This is a genomic window from Moorena sp. SIO3I6 (genome assembly GCF_010672095.1).
The window spans coordinates 1-16,440 of sequence record NZ_JAAHHU010000127.1 but is presented as its reverse complement, the minus strand read 5'-3'; the positions used below and the strand labels follow the sequence as shown (position 1 = coordinate 16,440).

The window sequence follows — 16,440 nt, the reverse complement described above, 5'->3', positions numbered from 1 at the left end:
TGGCAGGATTAGTGTTTCAGTTTCCAGAACGGCATTTCTGTGGTAAGACTATCCTGGAAGAATTGCGGATGGGACATCCAGAGTTGGGGTCACAAAGGGTTTATGATGCTTTGGGGGAAGTGGGACTAGCTGATTTTACCCTGGATACTTCACCCCATGCCATGAGTGGTGGTCAGCAGCGACGCCTTGCTCTAGCAGTACAACTGATTCGTCAACCCCATATTCTGATGTTGGATGAACCAACAGCTGGATTAGACTGGTCTATGCGAAGACAGTTAGTTAATCTGCTGGCAAAACTCAAAACCCATTGGACACTCCTAGTGGTGACTCACGATGCTAAGGATTTACTTCCCATTGCTGACCGCTGCTGGACTCTTAAGCAAGGGGAATTAAAAGCTGTTGATCTAGCTAGTGCTGAGTTGTGAGTGTTGAGTACTTTAGGAAAGGGAGTAGGGAGTAGGGAGTAGGGAGTAGGGAAAAAAAATTATCACAATTTATTTAGGTACCCTATTTAAAAATTAAAAAATTACCGTTATTCAGTACGTTTTATGCTAAATTTATACTCAAAAAGCCCAGAAAGCTTACTGTAGAATTAAAATTATGCTATTCAACTCACAAAAAATTTTGAATACGGGCTTTTTCCACTACTCCCTGCTCCCTGCTCCCTGCTCCCTCTTACAAACTGTTTATTTAGCATAACAAGTACGGTAGAGCCAAAATGACAAATGACCAAAACGTTTTATCGCTGCCACAGATGACAGAGGTTTGGCAACAAACTCTAAATTGGCAGCCAGCTCCAGAACAACAACAGTTGTTTCAAAAACTCTATGAAGGGATTTTGTCAGGCAATCGCCAGTTGAATTTAACTCGGATTACAGCTCCCGAGGAGTTTTGGGAAAAGCATCTGTGGGATTCTTTGGTAGGATTGGCTCCCATATGGCAGTCTGTAACTCCAGGACAGAGAATTATTGATATTGGAACGGGGGCGGGATTTCCAGGATTACCAGTTGCGATCGCATTTCCTAATACTGCTATTACTTTACTCGATTCCACTCGCAAAAAAATTACTTTTCTCCAAACCTTAATCCCCCAGTTGGAAATTAATAATGTTAAAACTTTAGTTGGCAGAGCAGAAGCCATTGGACAGAAGCGACAGCATCGACACTCCTACGATATTGCTCTAGTTCGTGCTGTTAGTGCCCCTTCTGTTTGTGCTGAATATGCTCTACCACTTCTGAAACAAGGAGGTTTGGCGATTCTCTATCGTGGTCATTGGACAGATGAAGAAACCGACGCTTTACAGCCAGCGGTAAAAAAGTTGGGTGGAAAAATTGAATCAGTTGAAAAATTTACTACGCCTTTGAGCGATAGTGTTCGTCATTGTTTGTTGTTGAAAGTATTATCACCCACGGCAGCTAAGTTTCCCCGTGCTGTAGGATTACCAGCACAAGACCCTTTGAATTAGAAGATATAGCGGTTTGCGACTTTATTGACTACATATTTATGGGTTTTTAGGGAACAGGGAAAAGGAATCCCCCCTAACCCCCCTTAATAAGGCAGGGCTGTTTCATTCTCGCAAAAAATAGATGGGGAGATGGGGAGATGGGGAGATGGGGAGAATTTTGGACTAATACTCGGGATTTTGGGCAAATTTATCGTTCCCTTCCTCGAAGGCCGTTAACAAATTGTTAGTGATTTGAGTTGATTGAAGGCGGTTAATTCGTAAGATTTTAATGACTAAATTTGGGCATTTTTCGGTAAATTTTAGTTTATTTCCCTATCCCCCTATCCCCCTATCCCCCTATCTCCAATAATCGTTAACTTACTAAAGTTTGAAACAGCCCTGCCTTAATAAGGGGGGAAGGGAATAGGGAATAAAGCAGTTGGCATCCAACCTAAGTTATTTATTATTGCTAATTAAAAAGTAAACTTTATCTTTTTTGCCCCATTTTCATAATTAACTTATCGGCAAATCGCTATAAATGACAGTTTCTAACCCATTTTTTGCTAAACTAGTATTATCAAAAAAATGGCTTCTTAGGAAAACTCCGATGACTGCCACTACTGCACTGCTTAGCCTCGAAGACTACTTAAGCTACAACGATGGCACTGATCGGCGTTATGAACTGGTGAATGGGGAACTGATTGCCATGTCTCAACCCAAAGGACAACATGGTGCAATTACTGAGTTTCTCAACGATCAATATCGGGCTGAAATTCAGGCTCAGGGGTTAGCCTGGGTTTCTAAGCAAGGGTTTATTGCCATCTGCTTGCAGCAGCGCTTCGCGATCGAGTCGCCCCGTGGGGGACGTTGGGATACAGCGCGGATTCCAGATGTGACGGTGGCAACACTGGAGCAATGGCAGGGAATGCTGGATCGAGAGGCGATCATTCGTCTCAACGAATCGCCACCTTTTTTGGTGGTTGAAGTGGTTAGCGAATCGACTCGGACGACGGATTATCGCAGCAAACGAGTGGAGTATAACTTGCTGGAAATTCGCGAATATTGGATTGTCGATCCGCTCAAAGAGCAGGTTGTGGTGTTGCAGTTGGTGGATGATCTTTATGAGGAAACGGTTGTTGTGGGGGATGAGTTGATTGAATCAACTATTTTTCCGGGGTTACAGCTTTCGGCACAACAAGTGTTGAATGGTGCGCTTTAGAATAAGTAATAGACTTTTAGCCATCAGCCGTTAGCTGTCAGCTGTCAGCTAAGTTCTAAAACCTGAATGCTGAATGCTCTAAGTTGAACGCTCTAAGCACCGAGGAGGAAATTTTATGCCTTCCCCTTTTCCAGGGATGAACCCTTACCTAGAACATCCAGAAGTTTGGCCAGGAGTACATCACTGGCTCATTGTTGAACTAGCCAGATCCCTTTCTCCTCAACTGCGTCCAAAATACAGAGTTGGTGTTGAAGTGCGCATGTATGAAACCATTGGGGAAGAATCCCTACTAGTTGGCATTCCCGATTTAACTGTCAAAGGTTCACGGGCGACAACTAAACAACCAATGACTAATGTTGCAGTTGCACAAGCTCCAACTCAACCCCAAACAGTAGAAGTTCCTGTACCTGAAACCATTAAACAAGGTTATTTAGAAGTGCGAGAGGTAGCTACCAAAGAAGTAGTAACAGCTATTGAAATCCTCTCTCCCATTAATAAACGTTCTGGGGAAGGACGCAAGCAATATGAGACTAAACGAAATAAGTTTTTAGGCAGTTTCACTCATTTAGTAGAAATTGATTTACTGCGTAAGGGACAACCAATGCCAGTTTATCACAGCAATATTGAAACCCATTATCGAATTTTAGTCAGTCGAGGAGACCGTCGTCCTCAAGCTGATTTGTATGGATTTAATTTACCAGATCTTATCCCCTCATTTCCCTTACCGCTGAAGTCTGGAGATACAGAACCATTAGTAGATTTACAGCTATTATTGAATAATATCTACGACCAAGCTAGTTATGATTTACTGATAGATTATAATGAAGAGCCACTACCGCAATTGTCGGAAGACGACCGGGTTTGGGTTAATACATGGTTAACAGAGCAACAACTGCGATCGCACTAGAGTGGAATGCTATTTGTTTTGCTAAATAAACAGTGTGTTAGGGTGAGCGTAACGAACGAAAAACGCACCCGACAAGAGCGAGTAATCCCCCTCAGTTATCGCTGTCGGGTCATGGCGATGACTGCTTCCACTGTAAAGTCTGAGATAGTGTCAAGGGTCGGGAGTATGTCAGTTCCGGCAAACACCAGTGGTAGTTCCTGGTTTTCCCAAACCCAAATTTGCTGTCGCTGAATATCGATTAGCCAAGCCAGCTTAGTGCCGTTGCTCAAGCAGTGCAGAATTTTGTTCTGTAGGTCTAATGTGCTTTGGTCAGGGGAGCGAATTTCAATTAACCAGTCCGGTGAACCTTGCAGGGGGCCATCTTGATCCTGGAAGCGATCGCGTTTAACAACCACAATATCTGGTACCGGGGATAAGGGAGGAATGATGCACCGGAGTTCTTGAATCGCAACGCAAGCATGGGTTTGATTGTTGATGGCGTTTACGAGGTTGCGCTGGAGACGGGAATGAAACAGTGTTGGCATCGGTTTTTGCTTCGGGTGTCCATGGATGAATTCCCAAGCAGGAGAAGCTTCTATATTGGGTTGTTGGAGAAAAGCGTCTAAGGAGTTAGTAATGCTAGGTGATTGCATAATTAAGTTAGCTGAAGAATGCTTAAATGATCGCCTCTGAGCGCCTGGTACAGCCCGTCAATGTAAGGCACCAACATCTGATTTTTGGTCAATAAAAAAATTGGATATAGTTTAGATAGTATACTTAGATTATACCACGTTTAGTGGAGAACTAAGTAATGACATTTATCAGCCCCAAAACCGACTTTGCCTTCAAAAAAATCTTTGGATCCCAGGAAAGTAAACCGATTCTGATTAGCTTTCTCAATGCTCTGGTCTACCACAATCAACCTCTGATCCAAGATTTGGAAATTATTGACCCTTATCAGTCTTCTCCTCTTCCAATCCTTAAAGACTCTTTCCTCGATGTCAAGGCCAAACTTAGGAATGGTTCTTTGGTGATTATTGAAATGCAGGTTTTGCAGGTAGAATCCTTTGCCAGAAGAGTTTTATACAATGCTACTAAAGCTTACTCTCTACAGTTAGGTAAAGGAGAAGGCTACCGTTATCTCAAGCCAGTGATTGCTCTGACGATTACCGATTTTGTCATGTTTCCTGAGCATAATCAGATAATTTCTAATTTCAAGTTACGAGAAGAAACTACCAACATCAACTACATCGAAAATCACTTGCAGTTAGTGTTTGTGGAACTACCGAAGTTTGAGAAGCAGTTGGAGGAGTTAGAGCAACTCGATGAGTTGTGGATGTATTTTTTAAAAAATGCACCTTTGTTAGAATCGGTGCCACCGCAAATGGCCGAAAAACCGGAGTTTAAACAGGCATTTGGGATTGCTTCTGAGGCAAATTTAAGTAGGAAAGATTTGGAGGAATTAGGAAAAAGAGAGATGTTTATTCATGACCAACAAGGGCTAGTTATTTTTACAGAAAAACAAACTAAGAACGAAATAGCACGCCAACTTTTGCCTCTGTTAGATAATGAAACGATTAGCCAGACTACTGGCTTACCTGTAGAGGAAATTGAGAAGCTGCGAGAAGGTTGAGCGGTTTGAAAGGAGTAGGGTGGGCAAATTATGAAAGTTTGACCAAGTAATCAGTTTTCATGTCGATTTGCCCACCAGACAAGAGCGATCGCACTTAATTCTACATTCTTAATTCTACATTCTTAATTCTACATTCTTAATTCTACATTCTTAATTCTACATTCTAACCAAAAAAAATAGCCGCAGAACTATGTTCCACGGCTAGGAATTGTTACCTATGTCTCAACGTTGTAAACCCATTCGGACGTGATCCGATGTGATTGGCCTTTGGCCAGGGGGGGAAACCCCCCCAAAATTTAAGCCCTTAACCCAGCATTAAGTATTTCGTCATTACCGTGATGAATTCCCCAGGAATGTCAGTTGGCTGAAGGGGGCTCCACTCGTCAATTTGGGCGTAACCCCGTGCATAAAGGGTATGCATGGTGTTGGTTATTGCCCGGCGGGAGCCCTTAAGAATGTGCTTAATGGGGTATTTTTTTTGGGAAGGTTCCTGAGGAGTATTACTAGGAGTGATCTCCTCAGGATTGTTTTGTGGGTTAGGGCGGAAGTTGTCAGACATAGTCAAAAAAACGTTTTAAGGTTTGCATTTATAATCATAACGATTATCAATTATTTTGTCAAGGAATTTTAGATTTTTTTCGGAGGGGTAATTGATAGAAAATGTACGGTTATAGAATTAAGAATTAAGAATTAAGAATTAAGAATTAAGAATTAAGAATTAAGAATTAAGAATTTCCGACTCCCGATTCCCGATTCCCGATTCCCGATTCCCGACTCCCGACTCCCTGGATTTTTTTTGTTAGACTGAATCGAAGTAGGGTTTCAGGGATCTACTGGTTAATGCTATATAATTAACTGGAGGGTAATCGGTGAGTGATTCAACGGACTTAATCCAAATCTCAAGCAATCAGGACTTAGTGCCCAGTGCCGATGTGGTGTTTGTTCACGGGCTGGGAGGGGATGCTATAACCACCTGGCATCCCCAGGGAAAACGGGATGATGATGACTACTGGCTAGGATGGTTAGGAAAAGATAATTTATGCGTTAAAATATGGTCGTTTGGGTATCAGGCTGAAGCGACAAACTGGAAAAGCCACAGCAGTATGCCCCTTTTCGATCAAGCCAGTAATTTATTAGATTGGTTAGATAGCCGCGAGCTCGGCCAACGTCCATTAATCTTTATTACTCACAGTATGGGCGGGCTTTTAGTCAAAAAAATGCTCAACAGTGCCTTGACCTTTCAAAAGCAAGCTATTCTTAAGCAGACGAAAGGGATTGTATTTCTGGCTACTCCCCACACTGGGGCTCATCTCGCTAATTTAATTGATAATATTAGCGTTCTGACACAAACCACCGTAAGTGTAAAGGAACTCAAAGCTCATTCCCCTCAGTTACGGGAATTAAATGAATGGTATCGAGAAAATGTCCGGAGTTTAGGCATTGCCACAAAGGTCTACTATGAAACTCAGCCTGTCAAAGGGATTTTGGTGGTAGACCCAGATAGTGCCAACCCCGGCATTGAAAAAGTGAAGCCGGTTGCCATACCAAAGAATCACATTGACTTATGCAAACCAGAGTCTCAAGATAGTCAGGTCTATCTTGGTGTCAAGAAATTTATCAAGGAATGCCTCAAAACAAAAGAGACAGCTATAATAATCAGCACAGAATGGGGATTAACCATTGCGGGAACACGTATCACTCTCTACGATGTGATGGATTATGTCACAGCTCAGTATCCACCCAAGTTAATTGGGGATGTTCTTAACCTCACTAACGAACAAGTAAGCGCTGCACTATCATACATTGAAGAAAATCGTACCCAAGTCGAAGCAGAGTATCAAACTATTTTGCAAGAGGAACAGGAAAACCGACAGTATTGGGAACAACGGAATCGAGAACACTTTGCTCGCATTGCAACAATGCCCCCTAAACCCGGTCGAGAAGCGTTGTGGGCAAAACTCCAGGAACAGAAAGCAAGACACGGACAGAAAGCATGATTTTCTTGATTGATCACAATCTTGAGAGACATGCAAAAGTTTTGTTAGGCAACATTGCTAATCAAGGTTGGCTTGAGACTCTCCCCATCCGTTTTGTCTCCTTTCAAGAAGTTGAGCTAGCAATCGATAGCAATGATCGAATTGTTTGGCGCTTTGCTCAAGCCAATCAAATGATTCTATTAACAGCCAATCGAAAAATGAAAGGTAAGGATGCATTGGAGAAGGTTTTGCGTGAATAAAACAAGTCCAATTCCCTTCCTGTGATCACAATTGGCAATGCTGATCGGGTCTTGGATGAACGAGCCTATCGGGATAAATGTGTAGACCGGCTACTTGAAATTGTGATTGATATGGACAATTATATGGGAGTCGGTCGGCTCTTCATTCCCTAAGATAGCATTGGAAACCAGTGTTATTATGATCATAGATTAATTCATCGTAGGGTGGGCAGTGCATAAAACCAATTTAAAACCTAACAATCCTAAAATTAAGCACTGCCCACCGACAGTAAATTAACTATAAAATTAATCCTCTGGTGGGCAGTGCCTCAGATAAATTTAAAACCTAAAAATCATCAAGGTAAGCACTGCCCACCCTACATCTCCTCCCGATTCCCGATTCCCGATTCCCGACTCCCGATTCCCGATTCCCGATTCCCGATTCCCGACTTCTAGAAAATATCCTTCTGCTTCTGTAATCGAAAAGCGATTATTAAATAAACCGCTATGTGTAAGCACAGTAGTAGCCAATTAAGAATCAAATTTTGCCAAGTGGCATCATAAACCGGTGTTGCTTCAAAGGGAGGAGGGGGAAGCTTTAATCCGAATCGGGAAGACTGTTCTGGTACCATGCTATTCACATTTACCAAAGCACCATAAGCTCCCATTGACCAACGACTTACCATCAGCCAAGATAGTGTACTGGCTAATCCTTTTAGTTTAAAAATAACTCCAGAAAAAATAATCTGTGGTAGCAAAATTAATGGTATAGTATTATTGGCTTCACTTTCATTTTTAACCAATGTCGATACCATCAGACCTAAACTGGTAGCAGCGATAATCGTTAAAAAAGTAGTGATTCCCAAGCCAATTTTCCAATCCAGTAGTACAGAGGTAGGTGACTTAAACCCATAGAGGACAATAGTAACAATCAAGATAGTTTGTAAAAGAGCTAAGCCAGACCGAATCAGTACTTTGGAACCGAGATAGGGAAATAACCCTAAATTAACCAGTCGCTCTCTGGCATAAATACTGGACTCTTTCACAATTTCTTGGAGTGAACTAGATAGTCCTACCCAAAGGGCAGCACAGGTAAAAATAAACAGTACCTGTAGCGCTAGAGGTGCTTGGGTGATTTCTGGAGAATTCAGTTGAGCTAAAGGGTCTTTCCCTGACAAGGTCAGAATAATCAAGCTAATCCCAATCGGAGCAGTTAGTAACGCTAGGGCAACACTTCGCATATCCCGCACTACTAGTTGTAGATAGCGCCGACTGAGCAACAGCAGTTGCTTGAGTTTGAGTTGCTTGAGTTGCTTGAAAACAGAAATACCAGCACTTTTGCTAGGGCTTGACGTCGATAGCAACCTTTGACCAGGACTGAGGTGGGCTGAAATGTAGGTCTTGTAACCAGGTGAGCTGAGAAACCGCTGATGCCAGTTTTCACTATTCTGCTCAAGTTCCTCCGGTGTTTCCCCTTGCTCTAGCTTCAGGTAAATATCAGGGAAGTATCTTAAGTCTGGAGATGGCATCTTAAAAAAGTCCATGGCTTCTGTGGGAGGACCAAAGTAACACAACCGTCCACCCCGACCCATAAAGGCAATGCGATCGCATACGTCAATATTCGCAGTAGCATGAGTCACCAGCACCACTGTTCGTCCCTGATTCGCTAATTCTCGCAATAGCTGCATCATTTCCTTATCCAGTCCTGGATCTAGACCAGACGTAGGCTCATCCAGAAAGAACAGTTTCGGATCAGCCAATAATTCCACAGCAATACTGACTCGTTTCCGTTGTCCCCCACTGAGATTACCCACAAGAGTGTTTCTCACAAAATCCAGTTTGACTTGTGACAAAGTTTGCTTCACCACCTGTTTCACATCAGTATCTGGTGGTAATCGTAATTCACAGGCATAGGTTAGTACTTCTTTTACCGTTAAATCCCGATGCACAATATCATCTTGGGGAACATAGCCAATTTGTGAGCGGTACTGATTAAAATGCTGTCGCAAATCTTGGCCATTGATAAATACAGTACCATTAGTAATTGGTGCAATTCCTAATAGAGTTTTCAGTAACGTAGATTTACCAGTGCCACTACCTCCTACCAACGCCACTAACTGACCTGGTTCAATCGGCATAGAAACATGATTCAGAATAGTCCGTTTTTTGCCTAATTTATAATTAAATTCGCGCAGCAATTTATCAGCATCAATCCGAATTTGATTCCCTTGGTCAACTAATTCTAAAGTATCCTGCCTCAACAGTAATATAAACGGACCAATCCGAATCGTATCCCCATCCTTAAGTAAGACAGGTTTATGGATTAATTTGTCATTAATAAAGGTTCCATTCCTGCTATAATTATTAATCTGATAATTGCCTTCGGAAATCTTGATAATGGTAGCGTGAAGGGTGGAAACTGTAGGTGCATCTAATTGCCAACAGTGGGAAAGTTCAGGATTAGGAGAACGACCCAATTGCACTGGCCAATTTTGAACAGTTGCCAAGGAAAGCTGCCGTTTATTTGGCGTAACCCTTGGTTGACTATGGCCAGGATTAAAGTAAGTGAGGCGAATGTAGTCCCGAGGATTTTGTCCAATAGTCAACTCCGCACCATGTTTGAGAAGATACCCATCAGTGATACGAGTGTGGTTAACAAATACTCCATTAGTACTAGGATTTGCCCCATCACCATCAAAGATGCGATAATCCTCTCCCTCTTGAAGCAGAAAAGCATGGCGTTGGGAGACAATATTCCAGCCTTTTTCAGGAATATCGAAATCTGACCAAGTGCGATCGCGTCCTAATCGATAAAATCCTTTCTCAAGAGAAAAACGAAGTACTTGACCTTGATTGTTTAGCTCTAGATATATCATTGTAATATATAGCACTCTCAATCGGATGAGGTACCTCGCCCTTAGGGTTTTAGGGAGCTAAGGCCGTGGGCTAATAAAATTGAATGTACCTCATAGCTATTATAAACGCTATATAATTTTTATTTGAGATGTAAACATAGGATTGATCTAAAAAGCAAACTTATTCCTTCTAATTCTTAAGCAGTCAGCGGTCAGCAGTCAGCGGTCAGCTTTCCTTAACTCAGATTAAACTATAGCGGTTTTTATTCTAATGAGGTACACAAGATTTTTACCCTATTAGCTCTTAGCTCTTACGTCTTCTGACTTCACTGCTCCCTGCTCCCTGCTCCCTACTCCCTCAAAAAATGTACCTCACCTAATTGAAAACCGCTATAATGGTTAATTGTGTTATTCAAAAGCTGACCGCTGAATACTTACGAATGTTAGGCACTGTTAGCTACCCATAGCGGATTTGGTAGCAAACGTGATAATGCCAACACCAACAACAACCAAAAAGAAAGCGAAATATACAAACGTCTTTGAATAGGGTTGGCTTGCTATTACTTTATCGTTACTACTCTTGTTACTATTCATAGCTCCGCGAACAGAAATAAATAGTAAAGGAAGAGAAACAATCATTCCCAATACTTCAATTACAAATAGCGCCTGAGGCATGGGATCTGGCGAGACTGGAAATAGTGTTCCTAAATCTAGGGCGTATACGATAAAATAGGAAATGCCACATAACCCAGACACAATGAACGCCCACTTCAAATCTTTGAAGATAAAGTAAACAATCAAAAGGCTGACTATTACTAGGGAAGTTAAAAAGGTATTAAATATACCCAATATCAACGGGTCAATATGTGAGAAACTCCTTGTTTCAATTGAACCACCAGGAATGAGAGATCCCAACAATCCAAAAGATAAAACTAAAAGTCCAGATACCAGATATCTAATATTTATCGTCATTGTAATTACCTCATAACTAGAATTATTGCTGTCGAACATCACAGATCAGTCGCAGAAAATCTTATAGGGTTTCCCTAGGGCGATAAGGGGTTTCCTTAAGCAAATGACTGACCAATATTTTTAGAAAAAACAAAGGCAGAAACCATTCCAGACCAGGAATTGGGGGAAATAGATAGCGATCGCCTAACAGCCCTAAGCTGTAAAGCCCTAGCGCCACTGGACGTTGAAGATAAAGGGGAGACCGCAAAATCAAGACCGATGCCCCCAACAGGTAGCTGGACACACCGATAAAGAATCCCCAATCTCCCCCACGAAAGAGCAGGGCCACTAACAAGACATGGATGACATGAACAGACACAAATCCTAAATGCTGCTGCCAACCCTGTTCCGGTCGGTGATACCAACGCTTAGCCGTGGAGGTAGCATTGGTGAGGACACCCCCCACTAAATCCAGGGCAAGAACAGCGATCAGTCCTAATTGCAACGGAGTCCACTGTATAGGGAGGGTCAGCGCGTAGGTTGGAGCTGCTACCAAAGCCACCAGCGACGGCACAAATTGTATGAGCAACTCAGCTTGGGTTGCCCCTGGTCCGGTGAAGCGATCAAGCAAACCTTTCAGACCAGAGCGAGGGGAAGGACAAGTCAGCTCAGAGTGCATTACCTTAACCTCATAACAGTTGTTATTGTTAACATAACAACTGTTATGATAAACTGTCAATAGACATTGACACTGTGTTTCTGTCCGACTTTATATCTGGTGTATATCTGGTTATAGTAGTCGGCAGGGCAGGCGCGGACATGACAAAAGTCTCAAACCTAAGTAAGCGCAATAGTTTTACTTCTGACTTCTGACTTCTGACTTCTGACTTCTGCTATAGTTCCCTTTGATGCTCATGTCCCAACAGGATCGCCGCCTTGAAGTTTCTGAAGCCGCCTGGCGAGTTATTGTCCGAGAAGGGTTAGATCGCACCAGTATGCGGGCGATCGCCCAAGAGCTGGGTTGCACCACGGGAGTTGTTACTCACCACTTTCGAGATAAGCAGGAGCTGATTCTCTTTGCCCTTAATCAAGTAACTCAGCGTCTGCAAAAAACCATGCAGACTGCAACAGAGCACGCTAGGGGAGTGGATCGACTAGTAGAAATGCTATCTGCGTTTTTGCCACTAGACACTGAACGGCAAGATATTCTGAAGGTCTGGGTGGCCTTTTTGGGGTATGCCATTGGACGAGAAGCCTTGATGGCTGAGCATCAACAGAGTGCTGCTCAGCTCCGTGAGGTGATTATTCAAGAGTTGAAAGCTCTACAGTCAGCCAAACTGATTCGAGCTAACATAGAGCCAGAGTTAGAAGCCAACGCCCTGTTAGCCCTAGTGAATGGGGTTAGCCTCGACTCCCTGATTCAAGCCAAACGCCTTAGCCCTGACCAGCAGCAGATTGTAATTCGGCGCTACGTTAACGAGTTGCTGTCTACCCATGCTATTCCTGGCTCTGTTAATTCTTAATCAAGACAAGTTTGTATTGTCAAACATTAAAGCAATGGCATGTGAACCTTAACCAAAAGGCTAATATGATTGCGATTAAGCATTAAACAATCACATGACAGCAGCACAGCTAGACAACCCCAAGCCCAACCAACAAAACAACAGTCTGTTACACATAGAAAACCTACAGATGCACTTCCCCATCACCCAAGGAATCATCTGGCAAAAGCAAATTGGCTCCATCAAAGCTGTGGATGGACTCAACTTCCAGATCAACCGTGGCGAAACCTTAGGCTTAGTAGGAGAATCTGGCTGTGGCAAAAGTACCACTGGACGAGCGATCCTACAACTATACCGTCCCACAGCTGGTCATGTTTACTTTGAAAATATCGACCTAACCGAGCTAGACGCTGAATCCCTGCGCCAGATGCGCCGCCGGATGCAAATGATTTTTCAAGACCCCTATGCTTCCCTCAATCCCCGCATGACCGTAGGAAGTATTGTCGGTGAACCCCTGCAAATCCATGGGTTAGCCACCGGTAAACAAAAACAAGAACGAGTCCAGTCCTTACTAGAAGTCGTAGGACTCAATCCCCAGTTTATCAATCGCTATCCCCACGAATTCTCTGGGGGTCAGCGTCAGCGGATTGTTATTGCTCGCGCCTTAGCGTTAAACCCTGACTTTATAGTATGTGATGAACCGATTGCTGCTTTAGATGTATCCATTCAAGCCCAAGTGGTTAACTTGATGCAGTCGTTGCAAGCAGAATTTGGATTAACTTATCTATTTATTGCTCACGATTTAAGTATAGTGCGCCACATTTCTGACCGGGTGGCAGTAATGTACCTAGGCAAAATAGTAGAACTGGCAGATCGCGTCTGTTTATATGAGAACCCCTTGCATCCCTATACCCAAGCATTAATCTCAGCCGTACCAATTCCTGACCCTGAACTTGAGCGTCAACGGGAACGTATTATCCTAACAGGGGATGTACCAAGCCCGAGCAATCCCCCCAAAGGTTGTCGGTTTCACACTCGCTGTCCCATGGTAATGGATACTTGTCGGCAAGACCCAGAACCAGAGTTTAAAGATGCAGGTAGAGGACATTATGTTGCCTGTCATTTAGTCCATTGACAAAACGACTAACCACTCACAAAACTAATGTTCGTCCATCGCAATGGATCGAGAGCAACGCCAATTGCTCGGTAGAGCTGAAGGCCATCCCATCCGCAGGGCTTCTGGGCAAATGGTATGAATGGTCAGCTGGCAATCAATCAGCTGCAACCCTTCTTTTTCCACCTGCCTCATCCCTTGTTTCAAGATTGAGTCATTCTTGAATTCAACGGTCTGGTTACACTGAATACACACCAGATGATGGTGATGATGGGGAAAAGGCTGATTGAGTTCATAATGTTTATGCCCTTCTGCCAATTCCAATTCCCGCAGGATGCCCATCCGTGACATTAACTTAACGCTGCGGTAAATTGTAGATAAGCTGATTCCTTCTCCTCGCTGGTCGAGCAATTCGTGAAGTTCCTCAGCACTCAGATGGGTTCCTCTCGGTAAATTTTGGAAAACGTGGAGAATGGTCTCCCGTTGCGGTGTCATACGCCAACCTCGAGCATTGAGTTCGGCCTTGAGTGAAGCGGCAGTATAGTTAGCCATGGTAACCCTCTCAAAAACGAGCCATTATTGACAATATTAAATAATTATTTCTCTCACTTGCAAGAAAATTTCCTAATTGAGAATAAATAGTAAAGGATTATTGGTTACTTTTGAGAATAGGCCAGGCACGGATCGAGCTCTGATACAGGGATACAACGAAAATACCAAATCCAGCTTTACGATCGGGATTTGGCAAATAAGTTAGGAAAAGGGCGAATAACTGAAAAAGGGGGAACAGAGGGAAGACAGGGAACAGGGTTAGGGAAGCAGATTGACCATAACCCTTGTGTATTGTGGCTTGTATGTTATGACTATGTTATTGCCCGATACTTTTTAGCTACCAAAGTCTACCAAGATAAACTTTAGTCCGCCAATGCAAGATGCTTTCACATCCAGGGGGTATCTCCCAAAGCTCTAACGGAATATCCCGCGAGCGCCATAAAAATGTCAACAAAGTTGGTTCCACCGGGATAGAGAGCGCAACTATTAAACCCTTGGTTTTCGGCTTTAATTTAAGTTACATAATAATCCCTGTCGGTGTTACCATAATTTAAGTCTAACAAATAATAAGAGTTTTTGCTCACGGGGTGACAACAAAGCTCAAACCTAGATAGGTGTTAGGTTTTAGGTTTTAGGTATTGGGGAAATTACAGCAATGAGTCATTTGTATTTCCCAGGAATTGAAGCAATTTTCACCATACAACGTCAATGATAGTTTTAATCAATCCATCCCGCTTGACAATTTTACCTAACACCTAACCCCTAAAACCTAACCCCTGTAAGATTTTCAATTAGCTTGTCACCCCCTGAGGAGTTTTTGGTAGACTCTGCGACGTTTTCTTGTGCTGTTTACTAACCCCTCTCCCTAGATTTTGGCGATTGATGCTTAAAACTTGCAATAAGCAAGCACACAATACCTACGTTGATACACACATCGGCCACATTAAATACCGGAAAGTTAATCAACCGAAAATGGAGGAAATCCACAACGCAACCCGTGACTGTCTGGTTATCTACCAAACAACTGTTGAAAAAACGGTCTATGCCATTCCCTAATGCTCCTCCCAGTATGAAGCCATAACCAAGCTGTTCCAACCTAATCAGCTTTGGCCCAAACCAAGCTAGGGCGATTAAACCAAGACTCACAGCTAAGGAAAGCCAGCGTAACCAGCTGCCGTCTTCACTAAAGAGACTGAAAGCGGCACCAGTATTAGTCACATAGGTAAAGTGAAACACTCCTTGCCACAGGGGTAGAGTCTCATCCAATTCAAAATTCTGCACCACCCAATATTTAGTCAGCTGATCCAGAATCAGACCAATAGCAGCAGCAAACCAACACAGGGGGTTTTTTTTCATTAGTCATTAGTCATGATAGCATTTATTGATTGGGTCAGGTACTTACTAGGAGTCGGGAGTCGGGAGTAGGGAGTAGGGAGTAGGGAGTAGGGAGTAGGGAGTAGGGAGTAGGGAGTAGGGAGTGTCAAAGTCGTTTTACGCATCAAGGGTGGGTAAGTCCTTTAGTGATTAGTTTTTTGTTAATTAACCCTTATCAATTAACAATTGTATTTTGACCAATGACTTTTAATAAAACATTAACTGCCGTAGAGCAAATGCCACAACGGTGACAGAACAAACTACCACTAGCTGACTCGGTAAAGGCGAAATGGTATATTTCATGATCGCTTCCATGAGAGGCATAGCCCCAAGCACTGACCAATTGATGCCGTGGAAAATCATCAAATAGCCGACACCATAGGTATGGATGGTTAGTAGACCACACAGGCAGCTAAAGGCCAATGTTTCGACTCGTGCTTGTACCCGAAAGGCTAAAAAACCACACACCCAGGCTCCAGCAATAAAGCCTAGTATGTATCCAAAGCTCGGTTCTTTGATATAGCCAATACCTCCACCTTGAGTAAAGACTGGCAGGTTCAAGCCGATGACAACATAGGCAATTTGAGAAAGAGCACCAGCATTTCTGCCTCCTAAACAAGCAGCTAGTAGGACTGCTCCAATCTGATAGGTAACCCCTAAGGATATAGTTTGAACACCTTGAGTTGACCAATCCC

At 43.1% G+C, this 16,440-nt stretch carries 20 protein-coding genes; 11 read left to right on the top strand and 9 right to left on the bottom strand.

Features of this window, described 5'->3' with window-relative positions; genetic code table 11:
- The 4 genes from F6K49_RS26720 to F6K49_RS26705 form a co-directional block, all read left to right on the top strand.
- Positions 1-425, top strand: a 425-nt coding sequence (locus tag F6K49_RS26720) for an energy-coupling factor ABC transporter ATP-binding protein (protein WP_293101470.1), incomplete at its 5' end; no start/stop codon positions are given.
- Positions 426-718: 293 nt separating this feature from the next.
- Positions 719-1,465, top strand: coding sequence for a 16S rRNA (guanine(527)-N(7))-methyltransferase RsmG (gene rsmG, locus F6K49_RS26715; RefSeq protein ID WP_293101465.1), 747 nt, complete (start codon positions 719-721; stop codon positions 1,463-1,465).
- Between the two features lie 586 nt (positions 1,466-2,051).
- Positions 2,052-2,663, top strand: a complete 612-nt coding sequence (locus F6K49_RS26710) for a Uma2 family endonuclease (protein ID WP_293101462.1) — start codon at positions 2,052-2,054, stop codon at positions 2,661-2,663.
- 115 nt (positions 2,664-2,778) lie between these two features.
- Positions 2,779-3,570, top strand: a complete 792-nt coding sequence (locus tag F6K49_RS26705) for a DUF4058 family protein (RefSeq protein WP_293101459.1) — start codon at positions 2,779-2,781, stop codon at positions 3,568-3,570.
- Positions 3,571-3,665: 95 nt separating this feature from the next.
- On the opposite strand, the gene F6K49_RS26700 is transcribed toward F6K49_RS26705, so the two are convergent.
- Positions 3,666-4,202, bottom strand: a complete 537-nt coding sequence (locus tag F6K49_RS26700; RefSeq protein WP_293101456.1) for a Uma2 family endonuclease — start codon at positions 4,200-4,202, stop codon at positions 3,666-3,668.
- Between the two features lie 158 nt (positions 4,203-4,360).
- Between F6K49_RS26700 and F6K49_RS26695 the strand changes: the two genes are divergently transcribed.
- Positions 4,361-5,182, top strand: a complete 822-nt coding sequence (locus tag F6K49_RS26695; RefSeq protein ID WP_293027164.1) for an Rpn family recombination-promoting nuclease/putative transposase — start codon at positions 4,361-4,363, stop codon at positions 5,180-5,182.
- Between the two features lie 304 nt (positions 5,183-5,486).
- Here the strand turns inward: F6K49_RS26695 and F6K49_RS26690 are convergent, their stop codons facing one another.
- Positions 5,487-5,741: a hypothetical protein gene (locus tag F6K49_RS26690; RefSeq protein ID WP_293101453.1), complete on the bottom strand. Its 255-nt coding sequence runs from the start codon at positions 5,739-5,741 to the stop codon at positions 5,487-5,489.
- A 310-nt stretch (positions 5,742-6,051) separates the two neighbouring features.
- On the opposite strand from F6K49_RS26690, the gene F6K49_RS53625 reads away from it, so the two are divergent.
- The 4 genes from F6K49_RS53625 to F6K49_RS26670 all read left to right on the top strand — a co-directional run bounded on the left by F6K49_RS53625 (position 6,052) and on the right by F6K49_RS26670 (position 7,853).
- On the top strand, positions 6,052-7,179 hold the full coding sequence (locus F6K49_RS53625; protein ID WP_366514234.1) for a DUF433 domain-containing protein: 1,128 nt from the start codon (positions 6,052-6,054) through the stop codon (positions 7,177-7,179).
- Positions 7,176-7,418: a DUF5615 family PIN-like protein gene (locus F6K49_RS53620; RefSeq protein WP_366514233.1), complete on the top strand. Its 243-nt coding sequence runs from the start codon at positions 7,176-7,178 to the stop codon at positions 7,416-7,418. The genes F6K49_RS53625 and F6K49_RS53620 overlap by 4 nt, the downstream gene beginning before the upstream one ends.
- A 21-nt stretch (positions 7,419-7,439) precedes the next feature.
- On the top strand, positions 7,440-7,571 hold the full coding sequence (locus F6K49_RS53615; RefSeq protein ID WP_366514232.1) for a hypothetical protein: 132 nt from the start codon (positions 7,440-7,442) through the stop codon (positions 7,569-7,571).
- 150 nt (positions 7,572-7,721) lie between these two features.
- Positions 7,722-7,853 (top strand): hypothetical protein, encoded by a 132-nt coding sequence (locus F6K49_RS26670; protein WP_293101450.1) that lies wholly within the window; start codon positions 7,722-7,724, stop codon positions 7,851-7,853.
- On the opposite strand, the gene F6K49_RS26665 is transcribed toward F6K49_RS26670, so the two are convergent.
- The 3 genes from F6K49_RS26665 to F6K49_RS26655 all read right to left on the bottom strand — a co-directional run bounded on the left by F6K49_RS26665 (position 7,850) and on the right by F6K49_RS26655 (position 11,882).
- The gene (locus F6K49_RS26665; RefSeq protein WP_293101447.1) at positions 7,850-10,273 is read right to left on the bottom strand and encodes an ATP-binding cassette domain-containing protein; all 2,424 of its coding nucleotides are present in this window, start codon (positions 10,271-10,273) and stop codon (positions 7,850-7,852) included. The genes F6K49_RS26670 and F6K49_RS26665 overlap by 4 nt on opposite strands.
- A 432-nt stretch (positions 10,274-10,705) precedes the next feature.
- The gene (locus tag F6K49_RS26660; protein ID WP_293101444.1) at positions 10,706-11,224 is read right to left on the bottom strand and encodes a hypothetical protein; all 519 of its coding nucleotides are present in this window, start codon (positions 11,222-11,224) and stop codon (positions 10,706-10,708) included.
- Between the two features lie 61 nt (positions 11,225-11,285).
- Positions 11,286-11,882, bottom strand: a complete 597-nt coding sequence (locus tag F6K49_RS26655; RefSeq protein WP_293021846.1) for a hypothetical protein — start codon at positions 11,880-11,882, stop codon at positions 11,286-11,288.
- Between the two features lie 229 nt (positions 11,883-12,111).
- Here F6K49_RS26655 and F6K49_RS26650 point away from each other — a divergent pair, with 229 nt between their 5' ends.
- Positions 12,112-12,726 (top strand): TetR/AcrR family transcriptional regulator, encoded by a 615-nt coding sequence (locus F6K49_RS26650; protein ID WP_293101441.1) that lies wholly within the window; start codon positions 12,112-12,114, stop codon positions 12,724-12,726.
- A gap of 94 nt (positions 12,727-12,820) precedes the next feature.
- Entirely contained in the window at positions 12,821-13,840 is a 1,020-nt protein-coding gene (locus F6K49_RS26645) for a dipeptide ABC transporter ATP-binding protein (RefSeq protein ID WP_293101437.1), read from the top strand.
- A gap of 24 nt (positions 13,841-13,864) precedes the next feature.
- Here F6K49_RS26645 and F6K49_RS26640 read toward each other — a convergent pair whose 3' ends face one another.
- The 4 genes from F6K49_RS26640 to F6K49_RS26625 form a co-directional block, all read right to left on the bottom strand.
- Entirely contained in the window at positions 13,865-14,371 is a 507-nt protein-coding gene (locus tag F6K49_RS26640; protein ID WP_070393137.1) for a transcriptional repressor, read from the bottom strand.
- 852 nt (positions 14,372-15,223) lie between these two features.
- The gene (gene lspA, locus F6K49_RS26635) at positions 15,224-15,727 is read right to left on the bottom strand and encodes a signal peptidase II (protein WP_293101434.1); all 504 of its coding nucleotides are present in this window, start codon (positions 15,725-15,727) and stop codon (positions 15,224-15,226) included.
- Complete coding sequence (locus tag F6K49_RS26630; protein ID WP_293101431.1) at positions 15,727-15,870, bottom strand: hypothetical protein; 144 nt, start codon at positions 15,868-15,870, stop codon at positions 15,727-15,729. Before F6K49_RS26630 ends, lspA begins: the two co-directional genes overlap by 1 nt.
- Positions 15,871-15,952: 82 nt before the next feature.
- Positions 15,953-16,440, bottom strand: a 488-nt coding sequence (locus tag F6K49_RS26625) for a biotin transporter BioY (protein WP_293101428.1), incomplete at its 5' end; no start/stop codon positions are given.

What these genes read in the sequence shown, in the direction of transcription:
- rsmG (WP_293101465.1), top strand. Translation starts at nt 719, where the DNA reads ATGACAAATGACCAAAACGTTTTATCGCTGCCACAGATGACAGAGGTT.
- F6K49_RS26710 (WP_293101462.1), top strand. Translation starts at nt 2,052, where the DNA reads ATGACTGCCACTACTGCACTGCTTAGCCTCGAAGACTACTTAAGCTAC.
- F6K49_RS26705 (WP_293101459.1), top strand. Translation starts at nt 2,779, where the DNA reads ATGCCTTCCCCTTTTCCAGGGATGAACCCTTACCTAGAACATCCAGAA.
- F6K49_RS26700 (WP_293101456.1), bottom strand. Translation starts at nt 4,202, where the DNA reads ATGCAATCACCTAGCATTACTAACTCCTTAGACGCTTTTCTCCAACAA.
- F6K49_RS26695 (WP_293027164.1), top strand. Translation starts at nt 4,361, where the DNA reads ATGACATTTATCAGCCCCAAAACCGACTTTGCCTTCAAAAAAATCTTT.
- F6K49_RS26690 (WP_293101453.1), bottom strand. Translation starts at nt 5,741, where the DNA reads ATGTCTGACAACTTCCGCCCTAACCCACAAAACAATCCTGAGGAGATC.
- F6K49_RS53620 (WP_366514233.1), top strand. Translation starts at nt 7,176, where the DNA reads ATGATTTTCTTGATTGATCACAATCTTGAGAGACATGCAAAAGTTTTG.
- F6K49_RS26665 (WP_293101447.1), bottom strand. Translation starts at nt 10,273, where the DNA reads ATGATATATCTAGAGCTAAACAATCAAGGTCAAGTACTTCGTTTTTCT.
- F6K49_RS26660 (WP_293101444.1), bottom strand. Translation starts at nt 11,224, where the DNA reads ATGACGATAAATATTAGATATCTGGTATCTGGACTTTTAGTTTTATCT.
- F6K49_RS26655 (WP_293021846.1), bottom strand. Translation starts at nt 11,882, where the DNA reads ATGCACTCTGAGCTGACTTGTCCTTCCCCTCGCTCTGGTCTGAAAGGT.
- F6K49_RS26650 (WP_293101441.1), top strand. Translation starts at nt 12,112, where the DNA reads ATGCTCATGTCCCAACAGGATCGCCGCCTTGAAGTTTCTGAAGCCGCC.
- F6K49_RS26645 (WP_293101437.1), top strand. Translation starts at nt 12,821, where the DNA reads ATGACAGCAGCACAGCTAGACAACCCCAAGCCCAACCAACAAAACAAC.
- F6K49_RS26640 (WP_070393137.1), bottom strand. Translation starts at nt 14,371, where the DNA reads ATGGCTAACTATACTGCCGCTTCACTCAAGGCCGAACTCAATGCTCGA.
- lspA (WP_293101434.1), bottom strand. Translation starts at nt 15,727, where the DNA reads ATGAAAAAAAACCCCCTGTGTTGGTTTGCTGCTGCTATTGGTCTGATT.
- F6K49_RS26630 (WP_293101431.1), bottom strand. Translation starts at nt 15,870, where the DNA reads ATGCGTAAAACGACTTTGACACTCCCTACTCCCTACTCCCTACTCCCT.